Source organism: Roseisolibacter agri (assembly GCF_030159095.1).
GTDB lineage: Bacteria > Gemmatimonadota > Gemmatimonadetes > Gemmatimonadales > Gemmatimonadaceae > Roseisolibacter > Roseisolibacter agri.
The window spans coordinates 173,240-200,157 of sequence record NZ_BRXS01000001.1 but is presented as its reverse complement, the minus strand read 5'-3'; the positions used below and the strand labels follow the sequence as shown (position 1 = coordinate 200,157).

Annotated in this window: 20 protein-coding genes; 6 read left to right on the top strand and 14 right to left on the bottom strand. The window is 73.9% G+C overall.

Annotated features, from left to right (window positions below):
* Positions 1-125: 125 nt before the first annotated feature.
* From rosag_RS00895 to rosag_RS00885, 3 genes are all read right to left on the bottom strand, one after another.
* A complete protein-coding gene (locus rosag_RS00895; protein ID WP_284348110.1) occupies positions 126-1,616 on the bottom strand; it encodes an MATE family efflux transporter in 1,491 nt (496 codons plus the stop codon).
* A 315-nt stretch (positions 1,617-1,931) separates the two neighbouring features.
* Positions 1,932-3,653 carry an acyl-CoA dehydrogenase family protein gene (locus rosag_RS00890; protein WP_284348109.1) on the bottom strand — a complete coding sequence of 574 codons (1,722 nt, stop codon included), beginning with the start codon at positions 3,651-3,653 and terminating at the stop codon, positions 1,932-1,934.
* On the bottom strand, positions 3,650-3,982 hold the full coding sequence (locus rosag_RS00885) for a hypothetical protein (protein WP_284348107.1): 333 nt from the start codon (positions 3,980-3,982) through the stop codon (positions 3,650-3,652). The genes rosag_RS00890 and rosag_RS00885 overlap by 4 nt, the downstream gene beginning before the upstream one ends.
* 126 nt (positions 3,983-4,108) lie before the next feature.
* On the opposite strand from rosag_RS00885, the gene rosag_RS00880 reads away from it, so the two are divergent.
* On the top strand, positions 4,109-4,387 hold the full coding sequence (locus tag rosag_RS00880; protein WP_284348106.1) for a hypothetical protein: 279 nt from the start codon (positions 4,109-4,111) through the stop codon (positions 4,385-4,387).
* A 23-nt stretch (positions 4,388-4,410) separates the two neighbouring features.
* Here rosag_RS00880 and rosag_RS00875 read toward each other — a convergent pair whose 3' ends face one another.
* The 5 genes from rosag_RS00875 to rosag_RS00855 form a co-directional block, all read right to left on the bottom strand.
* Entirely contained in the window at positions 4,411-4,941 is a 531-nt protein-coding gene (locus rosag_RS00875) for a 1-acyl-sn-glycerol-3-phosphate acyltransferase (RefSeq protein WP_284348105.1), read from the bottom strand.
* A 77-nt stretch (positions 4,942-5,018) separates the two neighbouring features.
* Positions 5,019-5,405 carry a rhodanese-like domain-containing protein gene (locus rosag_RS00870; RefSeq protein WP_284348104.1) on the bottom strand — a complete coding sequence of 129 codons (387 nt, stop codon included), beginning with the start codon at positions 5,403-5,405 and terminating at the stop codon, positions 5,019-5,021.
* A gap of 100 nt (positions 5,406-5,505) precedes the next feature.
* The gene (locus rosag_RS00865; protein ID WP_284348103.1) at positions 5,506-7,479 is read right to left on the bottom strand and encodes a succinylglutamate desuccinylase/aspartoacylase domain-containing protein; all 1,974 of its coding nucleotides are present in this window, start codon (positions 7,477-7,479) and stop codon (positions 5,506-5,508) included.
* A gap of 68 nt (positions 7,480-7,547) precedes the next feature.
* Positions 7,548-9,038: a ComEC/Rec2 family competence protein gene (locus rosag_RS00860; RefSeq protein ID WP_284348102.1), complete on the bottom strand. Its 1,491-nt coding sequence runs from the start codon at positions 9,036-9,038 to the stop codon at positions 7,548-7,550.
* A 138-nt stretch (positions 9,039-9,176) separates the two neighbouring features.
* Positions 9,177-10,358, bottom strand: a complete 1,182-nt coding sequence (locus rosag_RS00855; protein ID WP_284348101.1) for a serine/threonine-protein kinase — start codon at positions 10,356-10,358, stop codon at positions 9,177-9,179.
* Between the two features lie 115 nt (positions 10,359-10,473).
* Between rosag_RS00855 and rosag_RS00850 the strand changes: the two genes are divergently transcribed.
* On the top strand, positions 10,474-11,004 hold the full coding sequence (locus tag rosag_RS00850; protein ID WP_284348100.1) for a YIP1 family protein: 531 nt from the start codon (positions 10,474-10,476) through the stop codon (positions 11,002-11,004).
* A 214-nt stretch (positions 11,005-11,218) separates the two neighbouring features.
* On the opposite strand, the gene rosag_RS00845 is transcribed toward rosag_RS00850, so the two are convergent.
* Positions 11,219-14,683: a WD40/YVTN/BNR-like repeat-containing protein gene (locus tag rosag_RS00845; RefSeq protein WP_284348099.1), complete on the bottom strand. Its 3,465-nt coding sequence runs from the start codon at positions 14,681-14,683 to the stop codon at positions 11,219-11,221.
* A gap of 673 nt (positions 14,684-15,356) precedes the next feature.
* On the opposite strand from rosag_RS00845, the gene rosag_RS00840 reads away from it, so the two are divergent.
* Positions 15,357-16,397 carry a UDP-glucose--hexose-1-phosphate uridylyltransferase gene (locus rosag_RS00840; protein ID WP_284348098.1) on the top strand — a complete coding sequence of 347 codons (1,041 nt, stop codon included), beginning with the start codon at positions 15,357-15,359 and terminating at the stop codon, positions 16,395-16,397.
* A gap of 262 nt (positions 16,398-16,659) precedes the next feature.
* On the opposite strand, the gene rosag_RS00835 is transcribed toward rosag_RS00840, so the two are convergent.
* Positions 16,660-17,460: an alpha/beta hydrolase gene (locus rosag_RS00835; RefSeq protein WP_284348097.1), complete on the bottom strand. Its 801-nt coding sequence runs from the start codon at positions 17,458-17,460 to the stop codon at positions 16,660-16,662.
* A 42-nt stretch (positions 17,461-17,502) separates the two neighbouring features.
* Positions 17,503-19,362 (bottom strand): glycoside hydrolase family 2 protein, encoded by a 1,860-nt coding sequence (locus rosag_RS00830; RefSeq protein WP_284348096.1) that lies wholly within the window; start codon positions 19,360-19,362, stop codon positions 17,503-17,505.
* A gap of 237 nt (positions 19,363-19,599) precedes the next feature.
* Between rosag_RS00830 and rosag_RS00825 the strand changes: the two genes are divergently transcribed.
* Complete coding sequence (locus rosag_RS00825; protein WP_284348095.1) at positions 19,600-22,287, top strand: zinc-dependent metalloprotease; 2,688 nt, start codon at positions 19,600-19,602, stop codon at positions 22,285-22,287.
* 179 nt (positions 22,288-22,466) lie between these two features.
* Here the strand turns inward: rosag_RS00825 and rosag_RS00820 are convergent, their stop codons facing one another.
* Both rosag_RS00820 and rosag_RS00815 read right to left on the bottom strand, forming a co-directional pair.
* Positions 22,467-24,770 (bottom strand): hypothetical protein, encoded by a 2,304-nt coding sequence (locus rosag_RS00820; RefSeq protein ID WP_284348094.1) that lies wholly within the window; start codon positions 24,768-24,770, stop codon positions 22,467-22,469.
* Positions 24,771-24,823: 53 nt separating this feature from the next.
* On the bottom strand, positions 24,824-25,126 hold the full coding sequence (locus rosag_RS00815) for a hypothetical protein (protein ID WP_284348093.1): 303 nt from the start codon (positions 25,124-25,126) through the stop codon (positions 24,824-24,826).
* A 187-nt stretch (positions 25,127-25,313) separates the two neighbouring features.
* Between rosag_RS00815 and rosag_RS00810 the strand changes: the two genes are divergently transcribed.
* Entirely contained in the window at positions 25,314-26,123 is an 810-nt protein-coding gene (locus tag rosag_RS00810) for a helix-turn-helix domain-containing protein (RefSeq protein WP_284348092.1), read from the top strand.
* A 73-nt stretch (positions 26,124-26,196) separates the two neighbouring features.
* On the opposite strand, the gene rosag_RS00805 is transcribed toward rosag_RS00810, so the two are convergent.
* Positions 26,197-26,352: a hypothetical protein gene (locus rosag_RS00805; protein ID WP_284348091.1), complete on the bottom strand. Its 156-nt coding sequence runs from the start codon at positions 26,350-26,352 to the stop codon at positions 26,197-26,199.
* Between rosag_RS00805 and rosag_RS00800 the strand changes: the two genes are divergently transcribed.
* A complete protein-coding gene (locus rosag_RS00800) occupies positions 26,336-26,905 on the top strand; it encodes a hypothetical protein (RefSeq protein WP_284348090.1) in 570 nt (189 codons plus the stop codon). The genes rosag_RS00805 and rosag_RS00800 overlap by 17 nt on opposite strands.
* Positions 26,906-26,918: the final 13 nt, after the last annotated feature.

The window sequence follows — 26,918 nt, the reverse complement described above, 5'->3', positions numbered from 1 at the left end:
ACAAGATCGGATAACGACGGATGGCTCCGGTGGAGTGCGAGATCCCTCGCCACCACACGGAGCCATCCGCTGTTATCAGACCTTCCTCAGATTTTCATCCTTGCAAATGCGGTTCGCCTTTCGGTTCAGACCTGCTGCGTCTTCCACGTCCCCCGTCGGAACAGGGCGCCGCTGGCCACCGCGAGCGCCGAGAACGCGAGCGCGATGGCGATGAACGCACCCGTCGGGCCCATGCCGAGCGGGCGCGCCAGCACCCACGCGAGCGGGATCTCGAACACCCAGAAGACGGCGAAGTTGAGCCACGTCGGCGTGCGCGTGTCGCCGGCGCCGTTGAACGCCGCCGTGAACACCATGCCGTACGCGTACAGCACGAAGCCCGCGGCGACGATGCGCAGCGCGCGCACGCCCACCGGCACGACCGCGGGGTCCTGCGTGAAGATGTTGATGATGGGCCCCGCCGCGACCAGGAAGAGCAACCCCAGCGTCCCCATGAAGGCCGCCGTGTAGCGCGCTGTCATCCACACGGCCTGCTCGGCGCGCTCGGGGTCCTTCGCGCCCAGCGCCTGGCCCACCAGCGTCGACGCCGCGTTGCTGAGGCCCCACGCGGGCAGGATGCCGAACACCACCACGCGGATCGCGATCGTGTAGCCCGCCAGCGCGTCGCTGCCGAACGCCGCGATGATGCGCACCAGCCCGATCCAGCTGGCCGTGCCGATGATCATCTGCACCGTCGCGGACGACGACAGCCGCACCAGGCTCGCGAGCGCCGCGCGGTCCGGCCGGAAGTGGCGCGCGGCGACGCGCACGCGCAGCGCCTCGCCCTTCACGTCCGCATACGGGCGCGTCAGCCGCCAGAGCGCGTAGCCGGCGCCGATCGCGCGGCCGATCGTCGTGCCGATGGCCGCGCCGGTGACGCCGAGCTTCGGGAACGGCCCCACGCCGAACACGAGCAGCGGGCCGAGCACGATGTTGATGCCGTTCGCCATCCAGAGCGTGCGCATGGCGATGGCCGCGTCGCCCGCGCCGCGGAAGATGGCGTTGGCGACGAACAGCAGGATGATGCTCGCCTCGCCGCCGAGCATCACGCGCGTGTAGTTCACGCCGATGGCGAGCACCTCGTCGGAGGCGCCCATGAGGCGCAGCAGCTCGGGCGCGAAGAACGAGCCGACGGCGCCGAGCACCACGGCGATGCCCGCGCCCAGCAGCACCGCCTGCGCGGCCGCGTGCGCCGCGCCCTCGGCGTCCTTCTCGCCGATGCGCCGCGCGACGACGGCCGTGGCGCCGATCGCGAGGCCCATCGCCAGCGCGTAGACGGCCGCGAGCAGCGACTCCGTCAGCCCGACGCTGGCGACCGCCGCCGCGCCGAGGTGCGCGACGAAGAAGATGTCGGTGACGGCGAAGACGCTCTCCATCGCCATCTCGAGCACCATCGGCACGGCGAGCAGCAGGATCGCGCGGCCGATGGGACCGCGCGTGAAGTCCTGCTGGCTGCCGTGCAGCGCCTCGCGGACGGAGGCCCAGAAGCCGGGCGTCGGCGCGGCCGACTCGGCTGGCGCGGGCGGCAGCGCCTCGTCGAGCGTCTCGTCGTCGGGCAGGAGGTCGGTCGGACTGGACATGCGGTCGTGCTCCGCGTGCGGGAAGACGCGAATCGCCCCACCTGGCTCGCGTTCGGCGCAGGTGGGGCGACTCGCTCTGCAGACGACGGGACGACTATCGTCCCGCGCGCGCGGTCCCTGGCCGATGGATCATCGTCCCATCCCGGTCGTCACGACGACCGAGCAGTCGCCGACGACCGGCGCACGGCGCCGATCGCGGACGAGCTGCCAGATGGGGAGGGCGCGGAAGCGCATCGAGGATCGACCGGCGTCGAAGGAAGTGGGACCGGCGCGTGGCCGGCGGGTCGCCTACGGTAGGGGATACCCCGCCAGCCGTCAACCCGTCACCGGCACGCGTCCGAGCAGCGCATCCGCCTCGGCGCGCTGCTCCGCGGCGAACGCGACGGGTGGCGGCAGCGTCGCGCACCAGCGCCGCGCGGCGGCGCTCGCGGCGGCCGCGTCGCACGCGCCCGCCGGGTCCGTCGCCGACCACGCCGCCTGCTCCAGCAGCAGCACGCCGATCGTCGCGCGGCCGAGCGCGATCGCGAACGACCGCGCGCCCGCCTCGACGTCGGCGCGCGGCGCGGCCGCGAGCGCCGCGGCATGCGCGCCCAGCTGCCCGAGCGCCGCGCCCACGACGGCGACCGACGGCGCGAGCGCATCAGAAGCCGGCAGCGCGCGCAGGCGTTCCTGCAGATCGGCCAGGTGCGGCGCGAGCGCGTCCTCGCGCTCGATCGCGCGCAGCACGTCGAGCGCGAGGACGTTGGTCGTGCCCTCCCAGATCGCCAGCACCTGCGCGTCGCGCAGCAGGCGCGGGAGCCCCGTGTCCTCGACGTAGCCCGCGCCACCGAACGCCTCGAGCGCCTCGCTCGCCACCGCGACCGCCTGCTTGCCGGTGAACAGCTTGGCGACGGGCGTGAGCAGCCGCAGCGCCGCGCGCTCGCCGTCGCTCGCCAGCCCGCACTCCTCGCGGCCGAGCAGCGCGGCGACGTGCAGGACGAGCTGCAGCGCGCCGCGCGCCTCGACCTCCATCGCCGCCAGCGTCTCGGCGTGCAGCGGATGGTCGCGCAGCAGCTTCCCGAACGCGACGCGCCGCGAGGCGTAGTCGCGCGCGAGCGTCACCGCGCGCCGCATCCCGCCGGCCGCGCAGGCGGCGTTCCAGACGCGCGTGACGTTGAACAGCGTGGCGATGCGCCGCACGCCCTCGCCCGCGCCGCCGACCAGCCGCGCGGGCGTGCCGTCGAGCGTGAGCTCCGCCGTCGGCAGCGCGTGCGTGCCCAGCTTCTCCTTCAGCCGGTGCACGACGAGGCCGGGCAGGCGCCCCTCGGCGTCGCGCGCGAGCGGAACAAAGAACAGCGACAGCCCACGGCTGCCGTCGGGCGCGCCCGGCAGCCGCGCGAGCGTCATCGTCATCTGCGACGTCGTCGCGGACGTGAACCACTTGGTGCCGTGCAGCCGCCACGCGCCGTCGTCCGCGGGCTCGGCGCGCGTGCCGGTCATCGACACGTCGGAGCCGCCGGTGCGCTCGGTCATCCACTGCCCCGACGTCCAGAACGCGGCGGGATCGCGCGACGTGAGGTGCGCGAGCGCGTCGCGCAGCACCGCGTCGTCGCCCGCCATCAGCGACAGGCAGCGCGCGGCGCCGTCGGTCATCGCGAGCGGGCAGCTGTAGATCGCCGACGACGGATGGAAGAGGTGCAGCATCGCCATCTGCACGACGCGCGACGCCGCGCCCCACGGCCGCTCGTACGCGACCGCGACCATGCCCTCCTCCGCGCTCGCGCGGTCGAGCGCGCGCCACGCGTCGCTGACCTCGATGCGATCGACGCGGCGGCCCCACGCGTCGTACGGCACGTGGCGCGGCGGCGCGGCCTCCGCCGCGTCGGCCAGCGCGAGCAGGTCGCCGCCCGCGCGCGCGCCGAGCCGTGCGAGCTCCGGCGTCGCGGTCGCGAGCACGTCCGCCGGCAGCAGGCGACGCAGCGCGGCCTGCAGCGCGGCGTCGTCGGCCCAGGGATCGCCGACGCGCGGCGCGTCCTGGAAGAACGCGCCGTGGGTCACGTCTCCTTCACGAACCACGCGCGCGCGCCCGAGAAGTCGAGCACGAGCACGCCGCCGGCACCGAGCGCGTAGTGCGTCTCGACCGCGTGTGTGGCGGCGGGGTTGTCGGTGCGGAGCACGTCGCCCTCCACCTGGTAGATCAGCGGCACCGTCTGCGCGTGCCCCTCGACCGAGAACGAGTAGAGGAGCCGCCCGCCGCGGCGGAAGTCCATGCACACGCCCGGCGCGAAGTCGAGCGCGCTCTCGGCGCGCAGCAGCCGCCAGCGGCCGAGCAGCCAGTCGGGGACCGCGTGCGGATCCAGGGGAAGCGGAGCGTCGTCGTCGGCCATGCCGCAACACTAGCCCGCGGCCGCGGGCGCCGGCAGGGCATGCCGAGCCATTCCGTGCGGGGAGCGGCCCCGGGTACGGATGTTGACTCGGGAAGCCGGTCCACCAGACGTCACCCGGAGGTCCAGATGGCCGGCCAGAAGCGCAACATGGAAGGGAACAACGAGCAGCGACGCGCCGCCGCGCGCGAGGCGCGCGAGCAGGGCAAGTCGCCGAGCGAGATGCACGCGACGACCGGCGCGAGCAAGCAGCGCGCGGAGGTGCCGAAGAACGCGTCGCACCAGGAGAAGCTGGAGCAGAAGCTCCACAGCAAGCAGGGCGGCAACCAGCGCGGCGACCAGAACGAGCGGGCGCGCCCGGGGAACCGCGATAGGGACCCGAAGCGCGACGACAGCAAGTACGAGTAGCGGTCGGCAGCCGTCGGTCGCGGCTAGTAGGCGTCGGGGCGGCGCGCCATGCCGGCGTGGAACGAGGCGGCGAGGCGCGCGCTCATGGCGTCGGCGCCGCCCTCCGCCCGCATCGGCGCGCCGAAGCCCACGACGCGGCGCGACCAGTCAATCCACGCCGGCACCACCGGCACGCCGGCCGACTCGGCGATCACGTAGTAGCCGGACTTCCAGCGCTGCACGCGGCGGCGCGTGCCCTCGGGCGCGAGCGCGAGCAGGAAGCGCTCGCTGCGGCGGAAGGTCTCGACGACCTGCGCGACCGTGTCGTCGCGGCCGCTCGCGCCGCCGCCGTGCCGGCGCACGGGCACGCCCCCGATGCGCCGCAGCAGCGCGCCGAACGGCCCGCGGAAGAGCGTGTGCTTCCCCAGCCAGCGCGGGTCGAGGTCGAGCGCGAACATCGCGAGCACGCCGACCGGGAAGTCCCAGTTGGAGGTGTGCGGCGCGACCACGACCACCATCTTCGCGAGGTCGGGCGGCGCGCTCTCGACGCGCCAGCCCATCGCGCGCAGGCCCAAGCGTCCGAGCGCCTGCAGCCGCGGCGCGTGCCGCCGCGGGACGTTCGGCGGGAGCTCGGGCGCGACGGCGTTCGCGCTCAGCGCGCGACCTCGTCGCTCGCGGGCATCTCGACCGGCGCGCCGGCGGCCTGCCACGCGCGCCAGCCGCCGGCCATCGACGCGACGTTCGTGTAGCCCATGCGCTGCAGCGCGTCGGCGGCGAGCGCCGAGCGGTAGCCGCCGCCGCAGTAGAGCACGATCTCGGTCGCGGGATCGGGGATGCGCCGCTCGGCGTCGCGCTCGATGACGCCCTTCCCCAGATGCTCGGCGCCCGCCGCGTGGCCGGCGGCGTACTCGAGGTCCTCGCGCACGTCGATCAGCCGCGCGCCGGCGGCCTGCCGCGCCCGCGCGGTGTCGACGTCGATCTCGCGGACGCGCGTGCGTGCGTCGTCCACGAGCTTCAGGAATCCCGGCGTGTGGTCCATGCTCTCGCTCCGTGCTCTCGCTCGTGCCGCTGCGGTCGGGTGGCGGGCGAAAGCTAACGGGCGACACGCGGGGCGTTCGCGGATGCGGACCGACACGCCGTCAGCGGCTCGCGCGCCGCCGCGCCCGCGCCGCGTCCGCCTCCGCGGCCAGGAAGCCGAACGACGCCCACTGCCCGCTCGACAGGATGCGCTGGCGCAGCGCCGCGCTCTCCGCCGCGCGCCCCTCCAGCGCGTGCCACGCGGCCACGCCGTACGCCGCCGACAGGTCCGACGGCGAGCCGAGCCCGCCCAGCACCGAGTCCGCGGGCAGCGCGCCCTTGAAGAGCAGCAGCAGGCGGTGGTAGCTCTGGTTCTCGAACACGTCCAGCTCGCGCGTGACGGGCGCCAGCGCCGCGCGCGCCTCCGCGTCGCGGCCCATGCGGCGCAGGATCAGGTAGGTCCAGTACGTCTGCGACACGAGTCGGTCCGGGTTGCCCGACACCGCGAGCCCCGACCGCGCCGCCTGCAGCGCGCGCGCGTCGTCGCCCTGCAGGTAGCGCGCGAGCGCGAGGTGGTACCAGACGTTCGACTGCAGCGTGCCGATGGGCTGGTTGCGCACGTTCGGCTGGCCATCCGGCTCGATCTCGTCGGGGCGGCCGCGCATCAGCGTCGCGGCGCGCTCCAGGTCCGCGACGGCGCGCGGCAGGTCGCGCACGGTGAGATACCGGTGCCCGCGATGGCGGTAGATGCGCGGATCGTCGGGATGCTCGGCCGCCGCGCGCGTGAGCACGTCGATCGCGTCGCGGTAGCGCCCCAGGTAGCCGAGCCGGCGCGCGACCCAGATCTTCGCGTCGGCGCTGTTGGGGGACGCGGCGAGCATCGCGCGCGCGGAGTCGAGCTGCGCCTCCATGCGCCGCTGCGTCGCGGGCGCGAGCGCGGGCCGCCGCAGCGTGTCGCCGAGCAGCGACACCGCCTCGACGGGCGGCGGCGGCTGCAGCGCCGGCACGCTGTCCGCCGCCTGTCCGAGCATCGCGACCGGCTCGCCCTCGCTCATCGCCGGCGTGCCGATGACGTAGAGCACCTCGCCCGCGAACGGCGCGCGCACCGTCGCCACCGTCGCGCCGAAGAAGTCCGTCACGCGGCCGATGGGCGCGCCCTGCGGCACCGTCGTCCCGCGCTCGACGCTCGCGTGCCACACGCCCGTCGCGGGGCTCGTCAGCACGACCGTGCGCGCGAGGTACAGCGGCGCGGCGACACGCTCCTCGGCGCGCAGCGCGCCCAGCGCCGGCAGCATCCCGAGGTGGCGCATGAGGCGGATCGCGCCCTCCTCGTTCGCGCGCACCATCTCGGGCTCGGGAAGGCCGAGGTAGCCGGTCTCGGTGGTGATGGACGGCTTGCCGCGCACCTGCGCGGTGTTCTGCGTGTAGAGGCTGCGCGCGCGGTCGCGCGGCCGGTCGTCGTTGACGACGACGTGGTCGTGGCCCCATGCGAGCGCCATCTCGCGCGACAGCGAGTCGACGCGCGCGTCGAGGCCGAGCCGGCTCCAGTAGGTGTACGGGCGCAGCGACTCGTTGCCGTCGCCGGCGTGCATGTCCACCAGGTAGTCGCTGCGGTCGATGACCTCGGTGGTGATGGCGTGCGCGATGCGCTCGCTCACCGTGCCGTCGGCGCGTCCGGGATAGACGCGGTTGAGGTTCTTGCGATCGACCGGCGAGTAGTAGACGGTGCGGCCGAGGAAGCTCGGCATGTTCGCGACGTGGACGAGGATCAGCGTGCCGCGCAGCGCCGCGGGATCGAGCCGCGCGCGCAGGCGCTGCAATGCGATGATCGGCGCGACCTCGCTGCCGTGCGTGCCCGCCACGAGCGCGAGCACCGGTCCCGTCTCGCGTCCGCGCAGCACGCTCACCGGCACGCGCGTGGCGCCGTCGCTGCCCGCGGGCACGTCGAGGAAGCCCGACGCCGCCTCCCCGGCGCGCACGGCGACGGGGCCGACGCGGAATGGCGCGTCTCCCTGCGCGTGGAGCGGCGACAGTGGCGTGGCGAGAACGGCGAGCAGGGCGAGCGTCGCGGCGCGACGGACGACGATGGCGGGCATGGCGGGGTGGGCGGAGGACGCGCAAACGTGCCTTCCGTGCGCGCCCTCCGCTACCGCGCCGGCCCGCCTCACGGCGCCTGGCCGGCGCGGAACACCTTGACGTCGAAGTCGGTCCCCGCCTCCTCCATGGTCGCGCACAGCACGTGGACGCCGTCGGTGCGGACGTTCACGAGGCCGTACACCAGATCGCTCGCCAGCGGCAGGAACGCGAGCTTGCGATAGTCCTGACCGCGCACGTCGGGACGCACATCGGTGAGGCCGAGGTCGACCTGCTCCGGCTGTCCACCGGCCGCCGGGCGGACCCGCACGCCGCTGGCGTAGCAGAGGGCGACCGAGCGCGCGAGCTCCGTCGAGTAGAGCAGCGGCGGCATGCGCGCGCCCTTCTCGTCCACCGCCTCGCGCCCGTAGCGCGCCGACGCACCCATGAGCACCGGCCGCGGATGGGCGTGCGACTCGTTGTCACCCGACGAGATGACCGTCGCCCGCGCCTGCATCGCGGCGATGAAGTCCAGCTCCACCTTCTCGGCGCCGTGGTGGCACGCCTTGGCCACGTCGACCGCGAAGTCCGCGGCCGGCACGTAGCTGAGCAGCAGCCGCTGGGACGCGTCGTTCAGATCGCCCGTCAGCAGGACGCGTACGTCGCCGTAGTCCGCGCGCAGCACGATCGAGTGCCCGTTCTTGGTGACGCCGGTGGCGCCGAGCACGCGCAGGCCGCGCGTGCCGTCGGTGAGCGTCTCCATCACCGGCCCGAGCACGTGGATCGTCACGTCGCCGTCACCGGGCGCATAGCCGGGCAGGTGTCCGTCGTCGCGCGAGAGTCGGGCGACGCTGCCCTCGAGGCGGCCGACGAGCGCCGCGAACGCCGCGTAGCGCGGAGCCAGCGGCCGCGGTGGCTTCCGGAACGACGTCTTGCCGCCGAGCAGCTGCGTGACGAAGCGTCCGCCGCGCCTGATGCGCTGACCGGGGATCGGGAACGCGGGGACCTCGCCCGCGACCTCGTCGCCGGTCTTCGGTGCGGCGGCGAAGTTCGCGATGCCGCTGTGGAAGAAGCGCGCGATGCGCACCGGGAACGGATCGCGCATCGGCACGCGCCCGGTGAAGACGTTCGCGAGCCCGCCGTAGTGGTCCTCGTCGGCGTGCGTGAGGATCACCGTCTCCAGCTCGACGGCGTCGCGACCGAGGTCGTCGAGGAACTTCCACCGTAGGAAGTTCGCGGCGCCCTTCCGCGTCATCTGCTGCTCGGCGGCCACGCCGCCGTCGATCAGATGCCACCGATCGTCGGGCGTGCGCATGAGGACACTGTCGCCCTGACCGACGTCGATGACGTAGAGCTCGAGGAGCGGGTTCGCCGGCATCAGGTCGTCCGCGCGCACCCAGCCAGTGGGCGGTTCGGCCTCGCCCTTCTTCGGCAGTGGACGGCCGCGCGCCCGCGCGCGGATGAAGCCGTCCTCGACGGCGCCGGTCACGTGGACCGGATCGCCCCACAGCAGCTCGGTGATGCGCTTGCCGTCGTCGCCGACCAGCTCCGACGTGAAGGGCCTGACGTAACGCGTGGGCACGAGGTACCCCCTGGCGAGGGATCGCTGCAGGCAGTCGCGGCGTCGCGGCCCCTAGCGTATCCCCCACGGCAGAGGACGACAAGATCCTCGCGCCCGTCCGCAGCGCCCTGCCAGCGCCCCACCAGAGCCTGACGGCGATCAGCCGTTCGTGGGCGGCGCCGCCGGCGTCGAGGAGGGCGCCGGCGGCGTCGCCGGCGGCACCGTCGGCGGCGGCGTGGGCGACGGCGTGGGCGACGGCGTGGGTGACGGCGTCGTGTCGGGCCGCGCGGTCGTGTCGCGCGGCGCGGCGCTGTCGGTCGCGGGGGCCGCGGCCTGCGCGCTCTCGGCGGCCGCCGCGGCGCGGATGCTGTCGCGGCGCGCGCTGGCGCGTGCCACCCTCGCCAGCGAGTCGCGGCGCAGCTGGTCGCGGGCGCGCTCCTCGGCGATGGTGAGCGTGCTCTCGGAGATCACCTCGCCGGTCGCGCCGCCGGCCGAGACGGAGTCGAGCCAGGCCTGCGTGCTCCCCTTCTCCTCGCTGCCCTGGAAGACCGCGAGGCCGGCCGCGCCCGCGCCCAGCACCGCGACCGCCAGCGCCGCGAGGCCGAGCGGGCGCAGGCGCGAGGGGCGAGGCCGGGGCGCGGGCGGCGGGACGGCCGGCATGCCGACCACGGGGCCGCGGGCCGCGAGGGGCGGCTCGACGTGGCGCGGGATCGCGACCGTCTCCCCGACCACCGGCGGCGCGTGGGGATGCGCGTGCGCGTAGTCGTGGCCGTAGTCGTGGCCGTAGTGGTGGACAGGCTCGTGGTCCGGGTGCGCGTCCGGCGCGAGCTGGGCGAGCATCTCGTCGGCGCCGCGCCACCGGTCGCCCGGCGACTTGTGCAGCGCCCCCTCGACCGCGAACACGAGGTGGCGCGGGAGCCCCGGCCGCAGCGTCGAGAGCCGCGGCAGGTCCTGCTCGCGCTGCTTGAGCACGATGGAGTAGAGGCTCTCCCCGGCCCAGGGCGGCTGGCCGGCGAGCATCTCCCAGCCCAGGAGGCCGAGGGCGTAGACGTCGCTGGCGGGATCGGGCTCGCGGCCGTCGATCTGCTCGGGCGCGAGGTAGGCGGGCCAGGGGGCGAGCGCCCCGTCGTCGTCGGCCGGGGGCGCGGCGAGCGTGGCGCGCCCGTCGGCGTCGAGGAGGACGCGCTCGGGGGTCAGGCCGCCGTGCGCCTCGCCCTGCGCGTGTCGCGGCGCCAGCACGGTCGCCACGTCGGCCAGCAGCCGCGCCGCGCGGTCCGGGTCGAGCCTCGGCTCGGCACGCAGGAGGTCGCGGAGGTTGCGGGGGAACGAGTACGGCGGCATCGTCGCGGGGTGAAGGGCCTCGGAAGATGCCCGCAGTCGCGCACGGCATGTGCCATCCGCCTGCCGTCACCCCCAGCCGTCACCCCCAGCCGGAGGAGTCGCCCGCATGGATGCCATGGATGCCACCATCCCGCGCCGCTCGATCGTCGACCGCATGCGCGGCGCCGCGATGTTCGACGTCGCGACCTACGAGGAGGTCGAGGCCGACACGAGCGCCACCGGGCAGGCCGCGGTCGTGGTGGTCCTGGCCGCGATCGCGGCGGCGATCGGCAACGCGTTCCGCGGGGGCCCGGGGATCCTCGGGGGCCTCGTGAGCTCGCTGATCGGTTGGGCGGTGTGGTCGGGGATCACCTACATCGTGGGCACGCGCGTCTTCAAGGGCACGGCGACGTGGGGCGAGCTGCTGCGGACGCTCGGCTTCGCGCAGGCGCCGGGCGTCCTGATGGTCGCGGCGATCGTCCCGGTGCTCGGCGTGCTGGTGAAGATCGTGATCTGGCTCTGGATGCTGGGCACCGGCATCGTCGCCATCCGGCAGGCGCTCGACTTCGACACCGGCAAGGCGGTGATGACGGCGCTCGTCGGCTGGCTGGCGTCGATCGTCGTGTTCTGGGTGCTGGCGGGGATCTTCGGGGCGGCGCTGTTCTAGAACGGTGCGGCGGGCCGCGGACTGCGGACTGCGGATCCTTGACCTGCCAACGGCATTGCAAGGATGAACGTCCGAGAAGATCGGATAACGACGGATGGCTCCGCGGAGGGCGAGGAATCTCGCGCCACACGGAGCCATCGGTCGTTATCAGAACTTGTCCGATCTTATCCTTGCAACGCCGTTCGCCGTTCGGGTCCGGCGCACCGACGCTCGGCTACCACTTCGTCTTCTGCTCGTCCATCGCGTCGTCGTCCATCACGACCGCCGGGCGCGCGGGATCGCGCGGCTCCGCGGTGCCCGGCACGATGATCGGCAGCCCCGCCGCGCGCAGGATCGCGTTCACCTTCGGCAGCGTCTCGTCGAGCGACTTCCGCACCTTCTTCAGCTCCACCTCGAGCGAGCCGCTGAGGCGGTTGAACACCTCGTAGCTCTGCTTCGTCGGCTTCGCCTCGGTGCTCGACACCACGCCCGTCAGCGCCGCGATCTTGTTGTTCAGCTTGATCGGGAAGTTGAGCGGGTCCTGCGAGCTCTGGTTCTTCGTCTGGTAGATCGCCTCCTCGGGCGCCGTCAGCTCGGTCATCAGCGTCGACGACGCCTGCTGGAACTCCGCCGCCTGCGCCTTGCCGGCGATCAGCTTCGTGCGGTCGGCGACCTGCGCGCGCACGTTGCGCACCGTGCGCACCGCGTTGTTGGCGTCGCTCACGCGGTCGCGGATCTGCGTCAGGAAGCGGAACTGCTCCTGCAGGTCGGCCAGCGTCGCCTCGGAGCGCGGGTCCTTCCGCACCACGAAGGTCTGCGTGTGCGGCTGCGCCTCGCCGTCCACCGTCATGCGCACGCTGTACGTGCCCGGCGGCGCGATCGGGCCGTTCGTGTTGCCGGCCCACATGATCATGTTCTCGAACCGCACCGCGTCGGGATAGCGCAGGTTCCACGAGAAGGTGTTGAGCCCCGCGCGGTTCGGCACCCGCGGCGGCCGCGGCCCCGAGCGCGCGAGCGCCTCGAAGTCCACCGCCCCGCCACCGCCGCCGCCCGCGCCGCTCCCCTCGTTCGTGCGCATCAGCTTCGTGGCCGAGTCGCGCGAGATGCCCGTGGCGACCAGCGAGTCGAGGCGCTGCGTGCGCCGCTGCGCGCCGCGCACGCTGTCCGCCGCGGTGGCCGAGTCCTGGTCGCTGGTGAAGGCGCTGATCGTCTTGCCGGCGGCATCGAGGAACTCCATCCGCACGCGCTGGTTGGGCTGCGTGAGGTGGTAGTACAGCGTCACGCCCGACGGCGCGGTGTTGCCGCCGCCACGCCCGCCGCCGCCGAAGCCGCCGCCGCCCCAGTTCACGCGGTACGCGTCGCGCGGCTTGTACAGCGTCGTCTTCGCGATCGTCTGCGGCGTCACCTGCCGCAGCGCGGACACGTCGTCCATGATCCAGAACGAGCGGCCGTGCGTCGCGATCACCAGGTCCGCGTCCTTCACCACGAGGTCGTGCACCGGCACCGGCGGCAGGTTGCGCCGCAGCGTCTGCCAGTTCGCGCCGTCGTCGAACGACACCCACACGCCGCGCTCCGTGCCCGCGTACAGCAGGCCGCGACGCACCGGATCCTCACGCACCACGCGCGTGAAGTCCTCCGCGCCGATCCCGTTGACGATCTTGGTCCAGGTGGCGCCGCAGTCGGTCGTCTTGTGGATGATCGGGCGCTTGTCGTCCTGCTGGTAGCGGTTGCTCGCCACGTAGGCGGCGCACGCCGCGTAGTGCCCCGGCTCGATCATCGAGACGCGCGTGAAGTCGCCCATGTCGGGCGGCGTCACGTTCTTCCAGTTGGCGCCGTTGTCGCGCGACATCCAGACGTAGCCGTCGTCGGTGCCCGCCCACAGGAGCCCCTTCTGCAGCGGCGACTCGTCGAACGTGAAGATCACGCCGTACGTCTCGACGCCCGTCTGGTCCTTCGTGATCGGGCCGCCCGAGGCGCCCATCGTGCGCGGGTCGTGGCGCGACAGGTCGGGCGAGACGCGCGTCCAGCTCTGCCCCTCGTCGGTCGAGCGGAAGAGGAAGTTGCCGCCCGCGTACAGCACGCCCGGATCGTGGCGCGAGAAGACGATCGGGAACGTCCACTGGAAGCGCACCGGGATGTCCTCCGACGAGTAGCCCATCGGGTTGTCCGGGTACACCGTGACGTTGCGCTCGAACTCCGTGCGCCGGTCCTTGCGCGTCAGCAGGCCGCCGTAGCTGCCGGCGAAGATGACGTCCGGCTTGGTCGGGTGCGGCGTCACGTAGCCCGACTCGCCGCCGCCCGCGTCGTACCAGTCGGCCATCGTCACGCCACCCTCCTTGCGGCTCGGGCCGCAGAGGGTCGAGTTGTCCTGCTGCGCGCCGCAGACCTTGTACGGGAACTCGTTGGTGGTGCTGACGTGGTAGAACTGCGCCGTGGCGTAGCTCTGCGCCGTCCAGCTGGCGCCGCGGTTCAGCGAGACGTTCGCGCCGCCGTCGTTCGCCTGCACCATCCGGTTCGGATCGTTCGGCGCGATCCAGAGGTCGTGGTTGTCGCCATGCGGCGGGTTGAGCGTCTCGGGGAAGGTCACGCCGCCGTCCTTCGAGCGGAACATGCCCACGTTCAGCCCGTAGACGACGTTCGAGTCCTTCGGGTCGGCGTAGAGCTGCGAGTAGTACCACGCGCGCTGGCGCAGCTTGCGGTCGCGGTTGATGTAGCTCCACGACTGGCCGCCGTCGTCGGAGCGGTACACGCCGCCCGAGTCGTGCTCGATCTGCGCCCAGATGCGGCTCGGCTTCGCCGGCGAGACGGCGAGCCCGATCTTGCCGATGGTGCCCGTCGGCAGGCCGCGCGCGGTGCCGGTGAGCTTCGTCCACTTCGCGCCGCCGTCGGTGCTCTTCCAGATGCCCGAGTGGATGCCGCCGCTCGACATCGACCACGGCGTGCGGTACGCCTGCCACATCGCGGCGTACATCACGTCCGGGTTCGACGGATCGAGCGCGATGTCGATCGCGCCCGTCGAGTCGTTGACGAACAGCACCTTCTGGAACGACTTCCCGCCGTCGGTGCTCTTGTAGACGCCGCGGTCCGGATGCGCGGAGAACACGCGCCCGAAGACGCCGAGCCACACGACGTTCGCGTTGGTCGGATGGACCCGGATGGTGGAGATGTACTCGTCCTTGAAGCCGAGCATCGTCCACGTGCGGCCGCCGTCGGTCGTCTTCCACAGGCCGTCGCCGTGCGACGTGTTGCCGCGGATGTCGGTCTCGCCGCCGCCGACGTACACGACGTCCGCGTTGGACGGGTCGACGGCGATGGCGCCGATGGTGCCGCCGAAGTAGCGGTCGGAGGCGGGCTGCCAGGACATGCCGCCGTCGGTGGTCTTGAAGACGCCGCCGCCGGTGGTGCCCATCCAGTACTCGAGCGGGCGCTGGACGCTGCCCGCCACGGCCACCGAGCGGCCGCCGCGCGGCGGCCCGACCTCACGCCACCGCAGCGCGGCGAACGCGGCGCTGTCGAAGCGCAGGGACTGCCCCGCCGCGAACCGGGCGGCCGGCTCCGGCGCCGGCGCGTTGATCCGCGAGCGCGTCGGCTGCTGGGCCGCGACGGCGGACGGGCCCGCGAGGAGGGTGAGGGCGAACGGCAGGGCCGTCGCGAGCGCCAGCGCGGGCAGCGCGGCGCGGCGAGGTGCGGATCGGGTCACGCCTGGGACCTCCGAGGAGGGAAGAAAGAGAGGAATCCTGCCGAGGGTGCGCGGCTCGACAGCGTCACGCAAGGCCACGCCGGAACGTTGAGGCCGCGCGGCGATGACTCCCCTGTCATCCCTGCCCGGGTACTCCGGCGGCGCGCGTCGTTCGGCGCGCCCGTGGTAGTCGGTTGCCGGCCCTGGTGCGCTGCCGTGCGCAGGGCCGGCATCGGTGCGCGGCGCCGCGGGCCTGGGGGAGGCGGCGGCTCGGTATTCCGCGGGTCGGAGCCCCGCTCGCGCTGCGCGCAGCGGGTCTCCTCTGCCGCGGAACACAGGTCGCTCGGCGCCTCCCCCAGGCCCGCGGCGCCCGGGCGTCTGCGTTTCGCATCCGGCTTGCCTCGCGCGGCCGCGCCGCGCACGCGGCGGCCGAGCGTGCGCGTGCGCACCGAGGACGCTCGGGGTGAGGGGGCGTGGAGGGGCCGCCGAGCGACCTGGAATTGGCGCGAGCGGAGACCCGACGCGCGCAGCGCGGTCGGGGCTTCGCCGCGCCAATTCCCGAGCCGGTGGCCCCTCCGCGCCCCCGAGCCGACGCGACGACGCCGGCCCTGGAGACGTTGAGCGGCGTCCGTCGTGCAGAGGAGAACCGCCCGCGCCGCGCAGCAGCCCCGCTCACGATGAACGCACACGAACCATGGCCGACGACCTGACCCTGCTCGCCGAGCGACCGCACCGCCGCCTCAACCCGCTCAGCGGCGAGTGGGTGCTCGTGTCGCCGCACCGCGCCAAGCGGCCGTGGCAGGGCCAGGTCGAGAAGCCCGCCGTCGCCGCGCGGCCCGCCTACGATCCGACGTGCTACCTGTGCCCCGGCAACGCGCGCGCGGGCGGGCACCGCAATCCCGACTACACCGGCACCTTCGTCTTCGACAACGACTTCGCGGCGCTCGTGCCCGGTGGCGACGACGTCCTCGTGAACGACGGCGACCTACTGGTCGCGCACGCGGAGCCCGGGCGCTGCCGCGTCGTCTGCTTCTCGCCGCGCCACGACCAGTCGCTGCCCGACCTCCCGCTCGCGGACGTGCGGCGCGTGGTCGACGTGTGGGCCGACGAATACCTCGCGCTCGGCAGCGATCCGCAGGTCGCGCACGTGCAGATCTTCGAGAACAAGGGCGAGGCGATGGGCGCCAGCAACCCGCATCCCCACGGGCAGATCTGGGCGCAGCGCACGGTGCCGATGCACGTCGCGCGCGAGCTCGATCGGCAGCGCGCGCACCACGCGCGCCACGGCCGCACGCTGCTCGGCGACTACCTCGCGCTGGAGCTCGCGCGCGGGGAGCGCGTCGTCGTGGCGAACGACCACTTCGTCGCGCTCGTGCCGTTCTGGGCGGTGTGGCCGTTCGAGACGCTCGTCGTGAGCCGGCGCGCGGTGCCGCACGTGGCCGCGCTCGACGACGCGGAGCGCGACGCGCTGGCCGACGTGCTCGGACGCCTCACGCGCCGCTACGACCGCCTGTTCGACGTGTCGTTCCCGTACTCGGCCGGGCTGCACCAGGCCCCGACCGACGGCGCCGCGTATCCCGAGTGGCACCTCCACCTGCACTTCTATCCGCCGCTCCTCCGCTCGGCGACGGTGCGCAAGTTCCTCGTCGGCTACGAGATGCTGGGCGAGCCGCAGCGCGACCTCACCCCCGAGACCGCGGCGGAGCGGCTCCGGGCGCTGAGCGACGCGCCGTGAAGCGCTGCGAGTATCGTGCTGCGTGCTGTGTGCTGCGTGTACGGCCTCGGGACGCTTCGGCGCGCTGGACTCTATGGTCTGTTGGTGAGGATTCGGATGCTTCGGATCTGAACGGATCAGACGGATCGGCCCTCTCAGGGCACGGGACGTCGCCGTCGTGCGGCGCGATCCGGCGCATCCGTCTCCATCCGAAGGATCCGCATCCCTCCCAGAGGGAACTGGGTCCGGGGCGACAGTGGATGCCACGGAGCACGCAGCGGAGTCAGCCCAACCGCTCGAGCAGCCAGGTCGCCGCGTCGTCGATGGCCCGCGCCGGGAGGTAGTGCCCCGCGTCGTACCACCGCAGCTCCTTCGGCTCCTGCGCGGCGTCGAACAGGCGCTGCGCCTGCGCGGGCGAGACGGTGGTGTCGCGGCGGCCGTGCGCCATCAGCAGCGGGCGGCCGTCGAAGCGCCGCACCGCGCGCAGCGGATCGGCGAGCGTGCGGATCACGCGCGCGAACGGCGTCCCCTCGGGCAGGTCGCCGCCGGCGGCGAGCACCAGCGCGCGCACGCGCGGCTCGGCCGCCGCCACCAGCACGCCCAGGAACGACCCCATGGAGAAGCCCACGATCGCGAGCCGCTCGCGGTCCACCTCCGAGCGCGCGCCGAGGTAGCCGAGGGCGAGCGACGTCTCGCGCTGCGCGGCGCGCCAGCTGCCCGCGAGCGCGAGCGGGTTGCCGAACGCGGAGCGATCCACGGCGCGCGCGTAGCCGCCGCTCCCCCACTGCGAGCCCTGCCCCTCGGCGATGCGCTCGCCGTGCAGCGGCAGGTCGATGGCGAGGGTGGCGATGCCGCGCGCGAGCAGCGGCGCGCCCACCGTGTCCGCCATCTGCTCCTTGCGCGACGTGAAGCCGTGCAGGAGCACCGCGCCCGGCGCGGGCCGCTCGCGCGATGCGCCCTCCGGGAGCAGCAGCACCGCCGGCACGCGCTCGTCGTCGCCCTCGCGCCCGAACGTCAGGTCGACGCGCCGCCCGCCGCGGATCGCGCGCTCGTCCCGCAGGTCGTGGGTCAGGCGCGCCGGCATCGCGCGTGACGCGCCCGATCACGCCGCATGCTACGGCGCATGCTATGGCGCATGCTCGGGCACGATCATCGGTGGGCTGCCGGGCAGGCCCGGCTCCGGCATGCGGTCGGCGTCGCCCCGGGTCGCGCGGTCCATCTGCGCGAGGTCGAACTTGGGCGTGCGGTCCATGTAGAGCAGCCCGTTGGCCTCCTGGTACGTGTCGGTGAACTGCGTGTAGCAGAACCCCGTGAACAGCCCGATGCCGTTGACCACGCGCAGCAGCGCCGCGTAGCGCGCCTGGAACTCCTCGGCGGTCGCGCAGCGCGAGTAGCCCCACGTGCGGTCCTCGTCGGCCGCGTAGGCGATGCCGCCGAACTCCGACAGCACCACCGGCAGCTTGGCGTGCGTCTCGACGTCGTTGAGCACCAGGAGCCGATGGCCCGGGCGCTCGCGCTGGAAGATCTGCGGCAGCTCCACCTCGGGGCGGTAGCGGCGGCGGATGCGCTCCGGATCGTGGTCGTAGTCGTGGATGCCCACCAGGTCCGTCGCCACGCTCTCCCAGCCGTCGTTGCCGACCACCAGCCGCGAGCTGTCCACCGTGCGCGTGAGGTGGTAGAGCGCCTCCACCCAGTGCCGCTGCTCCGGCATCGACGGCAGGTCGGGGACGCCCCAGCTCTCGTTGAACGGCACCCACGCCATGATGCACGGATGGCTGGCGTCGCGCCGCATCACGTCGAGCCACTGCTTCGTCAGCCGGTCCACCGCCAGGCGCGTGAACCGGTACGGGCTCGGCATCTCCTCCCACACCAGGAGCCCGAGCCTGTCCGCCCAGTACAGGTAGCGCGGATCCTCGATCTTCTGGTGCTTGCGCACGCCGTTGAAGCCCATCGCCTTCGCCATCACGACGTCGCGCCGCAGCGCCGCGTCGCCCGGCGCGGTGAGCCCCGTGTGCTCCCAGTAGCCCTGGTCGAGCACGAGCTTCAGGTGGTACGGCCGCCCGTTGAGCACGAAGCGGTCGCCCTGCATCCCCACCTGCCGGATGGCCGTGTAGCTGCGCACCGCGTCGATCCGCTCGCCGCGCTCGCCCCACAGCTCCAGCTCCGCGTCGATCAGCGTCGGCTGCTCGGGACGCCAGATCAGCTCGTTGCGGTAGTCGTCGATCCCCGGGTCGGAGAGCGCGATGCGGCGGTGCACCTCGCCCGCCACCAGCTGGTAGGTGTCGTCGGCCAGCAGCTGCCCCTTCGCGGTCAGGCGCACCTTGAGCCGCAGCCCCGCGCGGCGCGCGCCCTCGAGGTGGACGTCCAGCCCCACCGCCCAGTGCTCCAGGCTCGCCGTCCAGCGCAGGGACCCGATGCGCGTCGCCGGCACCTTCTCCAGCCACACCGTCTGCCAGATGCCCGACGTGCGCTGGTACCAGATCGAGTGCGGCTCCCGCTGCCAGTCCTGCTTCCCGCGCGGCTTCGCGAGGTCGTGCGGATCGTCCTCCGCCTGCACCACCACCGTCTGCGGCCCGTCGGCGGTGAGCGCGTCGGTGATGTCCACCGACCACGGCGTGTAGCCACCCTCGTGGTCCTGCAGCGGGACGTCGTTGATCCAGACCGTCGACGCGTAGTCCACCGCCCCGAAGTGCAGGATCAGCCGCTCGCCCGCCTCCAGCGCCGGGGCGTCGAACCGACGGCGGTACCAGCACACCCGGAAGAAGTCCTTCGCCTCGATGCCGCTGGCCGGCGTCTCGGGCGCGAAGGGCACCAGGATCTCGCGGTCGAAGGGCACCTCCTCCGGCGTGCGCCACACGCCGTCCGGATCGAGCGCGAAGTCCCACCGGCCGTTCAGCGACCACCAGGCGTCGCGCTCGAGCTGCGGGCGGGGATAGCCATGGGAGGCCGGATCGGGGACGAGGAAGTCGGGGAGCGGGCGCGTCATGCCGGATCGGGCGGGTGGGACGAGGGGCGGCTGGGACATGAACGCGCCCGCGGATCTCGTTCGCGGGCGCGCCGGGCGGCGGCGCGACAGCCGCAAGGCGCACGCCGCCCCCGCGTGGCACCCCGCGTCACCGCCCCCGCACGAGCCGGGGGCTCGCCCTCCGCCTCCGATCCGTACATTGAAGCGGTGTGCGCCGGACGCACGGCGCCGCCGCCGGTCCCCTCCTCCTCTCCCCGCATGCCGCAGTCCCCCTCCCCCGCCGCCCGGCCCGGCCGCCGCGGCCCGGTGGCGCTGTCCGCCACGCTGGCCGCGACCCTGACCGCGCTCGTCGCGCTCGGCGCCTGCCGGCCGACGCCCAGCACCACGCCCACGCCGCAGCGCCCGACCGCGGGGGGCGCGAACACCCCGACGCCGGCCACCCCGGCGCCCGGCACGCCGGCGCCCGGCTCTCCGACGCCGGGGACGCCGTCGCCCACGCCGGGCGGCGCCCCGGCCGGCGGCCTCCCGGCCGGCCTCGCGGGGCTGCTCGGCGGCGCCGGCGGCGCGCCGGGGGAGCCCAGCCCGCGCCCGTACGCCATGGTCGTCACGCCGGGCGCGCGCACCACGCGCGGCCTGCTGACCACGCACCAGCTGCGCGGCCGCCTGCTGTTCGAGATCCCCGCGGCGCAGCTCAACCGCGACATGCTCGTCGTGCGCTCGCTGCGCGGCTCGCAGCAGCCCATCGGCGGCATCCCGGGGACGACGCTCGCCGGCAGCCGGCTCGTGCGCTGGGAGCGGCGCGAGAACCGCATCCTGCTGCGCGGCGCGAACTACCAGAACGTCGTCGGCGACACGACCAACGCGATCGTGCGCGCGCTCGACATCATCGCGTACGCGCCGATCATCGCCGCGTTCAACGTCGAGAGCTACGGCCGCGACTCCGCCGCCGTGATCGACGTCTCGCGGCTCTTCCTCGGCGGCGTGCCGGACCTGATCCAGGGCGTGCCCGGCGGCGCGCCGGATCCGTCGCGCTCCTTCATCGAGCGCGTCGCGACGTTCGAGAAGAACGTCGAGATCGAGGCGTCGCAGACGTTTGCGTCGTCGCCGCTCGGCGGCGCGACGGCCGCCAACCCGCTGGCGGCGCTGTTCGCCGCGCCACGTGGCACGGAGGTCTACCACTTCTCGATCGTCCGGCTGCCGGACGTGCCCATGCAGCCGCGCCTGTTCGACGAGCGCGTGGGCTTCTTCAACACCACGCAGGCCGACTTCGGCACGCGCGAGCAGCGCGTCGCGCGCCGCACCTTCGCCAACCGCTGGCGCCTCGAGTGCTCGGACCGCAAGGAGGGCAACCTCTGCGTGCCGCGCCGCCCGATCACGTACTACGTCGATCCCGCCACGCCCGCCTGGCTCGTGCCGTGGGTGAAGAAGGGCATCGAGGAGTGGAAGCCCGCGTTCGCCGAGGCGGGCTTCGCGGACGGCATCGTCGCGCGGGAGGTGCCGAGGGACTCGATCGGCATCCTGCAGGGCGAGGACGCGAGCGTGTCGATGGTGCGCTGGCTCCCGAGCGCGAGCGAGAACGCCGTCGGCCCCAGCACGGTCGATCCGCGCAGCGGCGAGATCCTCGACGCCGACGTGCAGATGTACCACAACATCATGAACGTCTTGCGCGGCATCTACGTCGCGCAGGTCGGGCACCTCGACCCGCGCGCGCAGAAGCTCCCGCTCCCCGACTCGCTCATGGGCCGGCTGGTGCAGAACGTCGTCGCCCACGAGGTGGGCCACACGCTCGCGCTGCGCCACAACATGAAGGGCAGCTCGATGTACCCGCTCGACTCCGTGCGCTCGAAGACGTGGACCGCGCGCATGGGCCACAGCCCGAGCATCATGGACTACGCGCGCTTCAACTACGTCGCGCAGCCCGAGGACGGCATCGCGCTCGAGGCGCTGATCCCGAAGGTCGGCCCGTACGACCGCTTCGCCATCAAATGGGGCTACGCGCCGCTTCCGGGCGCGCCCGAGGCGCAGCGCGTGGCGCTGGAGCCGCTCGTGCGCATGCAGGACACGCTGCCGTGGCTGCGCTACGCGGGCGACGAGGGGCTGCAGGGCGCCGATCCGGGCGAGGCCAGCGAGGCCGTCGGCGACGCCGACGCCGTGCGCGCGACCGCGCTCGGGCTGCGCAACATCCGCCGCGTCGCGAAGCTCGTCGAGGGCGCGTCCACCGCGACGCCGGGCGAGACCTACGCCGACCTGCGCGAGCTGTACGGCTACGTCGTCAACCAGTGGGCGACGGAGCTCGGCCACGTGGCGCGCATTCCCGGCGGCCTCGCCAAGCAGGAGAAGGTCGTCGGCCAGCCGGGCGAGGTGTGGACGCCGACGTCGGCGGCGAAGCAGCGCGCGGCGGTGGCGTTCCTCAACGAGCACGCCTTCCGCACGCCGGCCTACCTGCTCGACGCGTCGATCCTGCGGAAGATCGAGCCCACCGGCTCGCTCGACCGCATCGGCAGCGCGCAGCGGCGCGTGCTGAACGTGCTGCTCGACAACGGCCGCCTGCAGCGCATGATCGAGAACGAGGCGCTGCCCGAAGGGGCGCCGGTCTACACGCTCGGCGCGATGCTGGGCGACCTGCGCCGCGGCGTGTGGAGCGAGCTGGCGAGCGGCGCGGCGATCGACCCGTACCGCCGCCGCCTGCAGCGCACGTACCTGGAAGTGCTGGGCGCGAAGATCAACCCGACCGCGCCCGCGGTGCCCGCCGGCGTCCCGGCGCAGCTCGTGGCGCTCCTCGGCGCGCAGAGCGCCCCCGACGCACGCGCGCTGCTGCGCGGCGAGCTGGTGGACCTCGACCGCCAGCTCGCGTCCGCGGTGGGCCGCACGAGCGACCGCACGTCGCGCCTGCACCTGCTGGACGCGCGCGCGCAGATCGACCGCATCCTGAATCCGGAACGGTAGCGGCGAGCGGCGAGCGTCGAGGGGGCTCCTCCGTCGGGACGATTCGTCCTGGCTGAGGAGCCCCCTTCGCCGTTCATCATGAGCGCCGAGCGCCGGGCGCCGAGCGGAGCCTCTCACTCGACGCTCGACGCTCGACGCTCGACGCTCGCCGCTCGCCGCTCGACGCTCGACGCTCGCCGCTACTTCGTCTTCCGCTGCTTCGCGCGCACCTCGTCCAGCACGCTCGCCTTCACGCCGCGCTTCTTCAGCCCGTCGATGACGCTCTCGCGCTCCGCCTCGGCCGCGATCTCGTCGCCGCCCTCGGACAGCGCCTTCGCGTACTTGGCGCCGTACTCCGCGAAGTCGATGTGCCCCAGCGTGCGCGCCGCCTCGCCGGGCCGCTCGGCCAGCGCGTCGTGCAGCAGGTCGCGCGCCTCCTCCAGGTCGGGCTCCAGCCCGCGGAACTGCAGGCGCGCCTCGCCGTCCCCCTCGCGCAGCTCCTTGAACGTCACCGCCTGCGGCAGCGCCAGCGCCACGCGCGCGTGCGTCGCCACCGGATGCTTCGCGAAGCGCTCCACGGCTTCCTGCAGCGTCGCGTTGGCGTCGTCGAGCGCGCGCGTGCCGTCGAACGCGAACGCGCGCCCCACGTCGGCCGTGAACAGGTCCTGGCCGAACACCTCCTCCTCGTAGCCGCGCGGCGGCAGCACGCGCAGCTGCAGCGGGTTGGAGACGATGTCCTCCTCCGCCAGGTGCAGCGCCGCCTGCACCACGTAGCGCCCCGGCTCCGCGACGTAGAAGCCGTCGCGCCCGGCCGAGAGGTACAGCGACGCGTAGATCGCGTCGCCGGGCTCCAGCACGCGCTTCTTCGAGTGCCAGCACATCGTCGCGTGCGGCGTGTGCACGCGCGCCTCGCCCCCCTCGCGCTTGAGGGCGATGGTCATGCTGTCCGTCGTCTCGAGGATCCGCGCGTCCACCAGCTGCGGCTCGTCGGTGATGTTGGTGAGCTTGAGCTCCACCACCACCTGGTCCAGGAACTGGTGCGTGGCCGCGTGCGCCTTGGGCTGGTCGCCCTGGTTGGTGCGCAGCTCGAACGCGAACGTCGGCGTGTCGCTGCGGCGCACCTGCTCGAAGCCGTGGTTCGTGAACCACGCCGCGTTCCCCTGCTGCACGAAGCGCTCGGGCGCGTGCCGCATGAACAGCAGCTCCTGGTCGCTGAAGCGGTACTCGAAGCTGCCGAAGAACGCGCTCTGCCCGCCGGTCACGTTGTAGGGGTAGTTCATGAAGCTGCGCCCCTGCGGCTCGTTGACGAGCGGGATCCAGCTGTTGCCCCACGCGGGCGGATGCACCTTCTGCCACGCGTGCGCGAGGTTGAAGGTGTGTCCCAGCTCGTGCACCGCGGTCCAGAAGCGCATGCGCGCCACCCACGCGGCGGGCGCCGGGTCGCCGGCGGGCGCATCCTTGATGAAGGACTCGCTGAACACCGCGGTCCCCTGGCGATGGTTCGGCCCGATGTCGTCGAACATGATCCCGCCCAGGCTGCTCCCCTGCTCCGACATCGACGCGAACAGCGTCCACACCGCCCACTGCGGCCGGTTGGCGAAGCGCGACCAGAAGCGCTGCATCGCGTCGTGCATCTCGGCTTCGTTCCACCGCGCGTTCGCGCCGGCGTGCACGATCGGGATCGGGCTGTCCCCCGAGCGCGTGACGTTGAAGCCGGCGCGCTGGAACACCTTCTCGATCGTCAGCGTCTCGCTCGGCAGCGACGACGGCCGGCGCGGGTGCGCGTGCGTCGCGATCTGCGTCACGGCCGTCGCGCCGGCGACGGTGTCGTACTCCAGCTCACAGGGGCGGTAGTAGGCCGAGTCCCACTTGTAGGTGCGGACGCGGGTCGCGGCGCCGCCGCCGGTGAAGGTCACCGTCGCCGACCGCGACGTCGGGAAGGGCGTGCGCACCGCGGTGATGCGGACCTGCGTGTGCGGCAGCGCCGACGCGGTGCCGTCCTTGTAGAAGATCGGCCCGACCCAGCTGCCGTCGGCCTGCCTGGTGAGGCGCGCGATCCAGTGGATGCGCTCCGTCAGCAGCTGGAAGATCGTCCCGCTGGCCACCATCTGCGGATAGCGGCCGTCCACGTCCAGGCGCAGCGTCTCGCGCAGGATGGCGGCGGTCGCCGCGGCCGGCTCGGCCATCGCCGCGCCGTTCTCCGTGCGGGCGCCCGGCCCGGGCACCGGCCCCGGGATGGGCTGCGGCACCGTCGGCGGCAGCGGATTCGGGACGGGCCCGATCGGCTGCAGCTGCGACCACTGATACAGCCCGCTGACGTTGTAGAGGATGGGGATGACGGGCGTGACGGGCAGCGGCTGCTGCGCCGCGGCGTCGAAGCCCGCCGCGGTCTCCAGCGCGTCGAGCGCCATCGCCTCGGCGCCGCCGTCGCCGCCGGGCGGCGCGTAGTCCTGCGTGAACTCGGTGCGGCGCGGGCGGACGGGGCGGTCCTTCTGGGGTGTCATGCGGCGCTCCTCGCGTCAGGGGTACGGCGTGCGACACGTCGTGCTGCCCGGAGCTACACGTAGCCGAAGGCCTCCGCGGTGCAGACGACGTCCATCTCGCCGGCGGCGTCCACCGAGACGCCGACGTAGGGCGTGCGCGCGACGTTCACGCGCACCGTGTGCGTGCGCCCCCGTCCCGGCAGCTCGACGCGCAGCGCCATCGCGCCCGCGGGCACGGTCACCTCCCGCGCGACCGCGAGGCCGAGCTGCGTGCGGGTGCGGACGTTGGGCTCGTCGAGCACCACGGCGTCGTCCGCGTGGACGACCACGCGCTCGCCGACGAACCCCTCGCGCAGGTGCAGGTGCAGCGTCGGCATGCGGGCTCCGGGTCGGGTGGCCGCGGCGCGTGCGGCGTGCCCCGCGCCGCACCTGCGCGTGCAATGCGGCGCCGAGGCGCCGGCACGCGACCGCCGGGCATGGAACCGTTGCGGTCGCGTCATGCTACGGCGCATCGTGCGACCCGCCTAGCCGGTCAGAGTGTCCCGTTTCCCGGCGGTTCTGAGCATGCTCGTCCTTGTCGTGCACAACGACGCGCTGCGGTCGCTCGCGGGAAAGGCCGCCGCGCGGCTCGCGTCGCCGCCGCTGGTGCTGGACGCGTCGCCCGACGCCCGCGTGGACGCCGGGCGCGCGCTGGTGGCGGCGCTGCGCGACTCGCGCGATCCGCACGGCGGGCTGCTGGTGCACGACTTCGCGCCCGACGCCGAGGCGTCGGCGCGCTGGCTGGACGCGGTCGGGGGCGCGTGGCCCGCGCTGACGGTGCTGGCGCTGCTGGGCTCGCCTGCGGGCGCCGCGCTGCACCAGCTGGTGGGCCACCCGCGGCGCTTCGCCTGCGCCGACGTGGTGCTCGGCCGCGAGATCACGGCGCCCGCGCTCGGCGACCGGCTGGCGGAGGCGACGCGGGCGCTGGGCCAGGCCGCGACGGTGCGCGCGCTGGCGACGGGGTGGCCGCTCGACGCGCTGCTGCTGGGGCTCGCGCGCCACGCCTTCGCGATGACCGGCGACGGCCCGAGCTGGCCGACGCTCGACGCGCTGCTGCGCACCGCGGGCGTGAGCCGCGGCACCTTCGTGCGCCACGCCGCGGCCGCCGGCTTCCGGCCGCCGCTGCGCTTCCTGCAGCTGCTGCGCGTGCTCGGCGTCGCGGCGGCGGTGCGCGGCGGCGAGACCGCCGCGTCGGCGGCCGCGCGCTTCGGCTACGGCTCCGCCGACACGCTGCGCCGCCACTTCGCGGGCCTGACCGGGCTCACGCCGCGCGACGCGCGGCACGTCGACGCCGACGACCTGATCGCGCGCATGCGGGCGGCGGGCGGCGCGTGACGTGCTCGCGCGGTATGTTCGCCCGCGCCCCGGCTCCACGTCCACCACAACGGAACGGGAGGACCCCGATGCGTCATCCGCTCACCGCCGCGCTCGCGCTGCTGGCCGGCGCGGCCTGCGCCACCAGCAGCACGAGCAGCAGCAGCGGCAGCACCACCACCGTCGCCACCACCACGACCACCGTCGCGACCGGCGCGCGCGGCGACACGACGATGAGCTTCTTCCTCACGAGCGCCGGCCCGGGCGACGGCGCCAACCTCGGCGGGCTGGCGGGAGCGGATGCGCACTGCGCGCGGCTCGCGGAGGCGGCGGGCGTGCGCGGGAAGACGTGGCGCGCCTACCTGAGCGCGGCCGCGCAGGCGGCGCAGGCGGCCGTCAACGCGCGCGACCGCATCGGCACGGGGCCGTGGCACAACGCGCGCGGCGTGCGCGTCGCCGCCAACCTCACCGAGCTGCACTCCGAGGCCAGCGGCCTGGGGAAGACGGGATCGCTCACCGAGCGAGGCGACACGGTGAACGGACGCGGCGACACGCCGAACCGCCACGACATCCTCACCGGCTCGATGCCCGACGGCACGGCCTACACGGACGCCGCCGACCACACCTGCGGCAACTGGACGCGCAGCGACTCGACGGGAAGCGCGCAGGTCGGCCATCACGACCGCCAGGGTGGCGGCGAGCGGCCGACCTCGTGGAACTCGGCGCACGCGTCGCGCGGGTGCAGTCAGGCGAACCTGCGCGCGACCGGCGGCGACGGGCTGTTCTACTGCTTCGCGCGCTGAGCGGGCGCCCGGC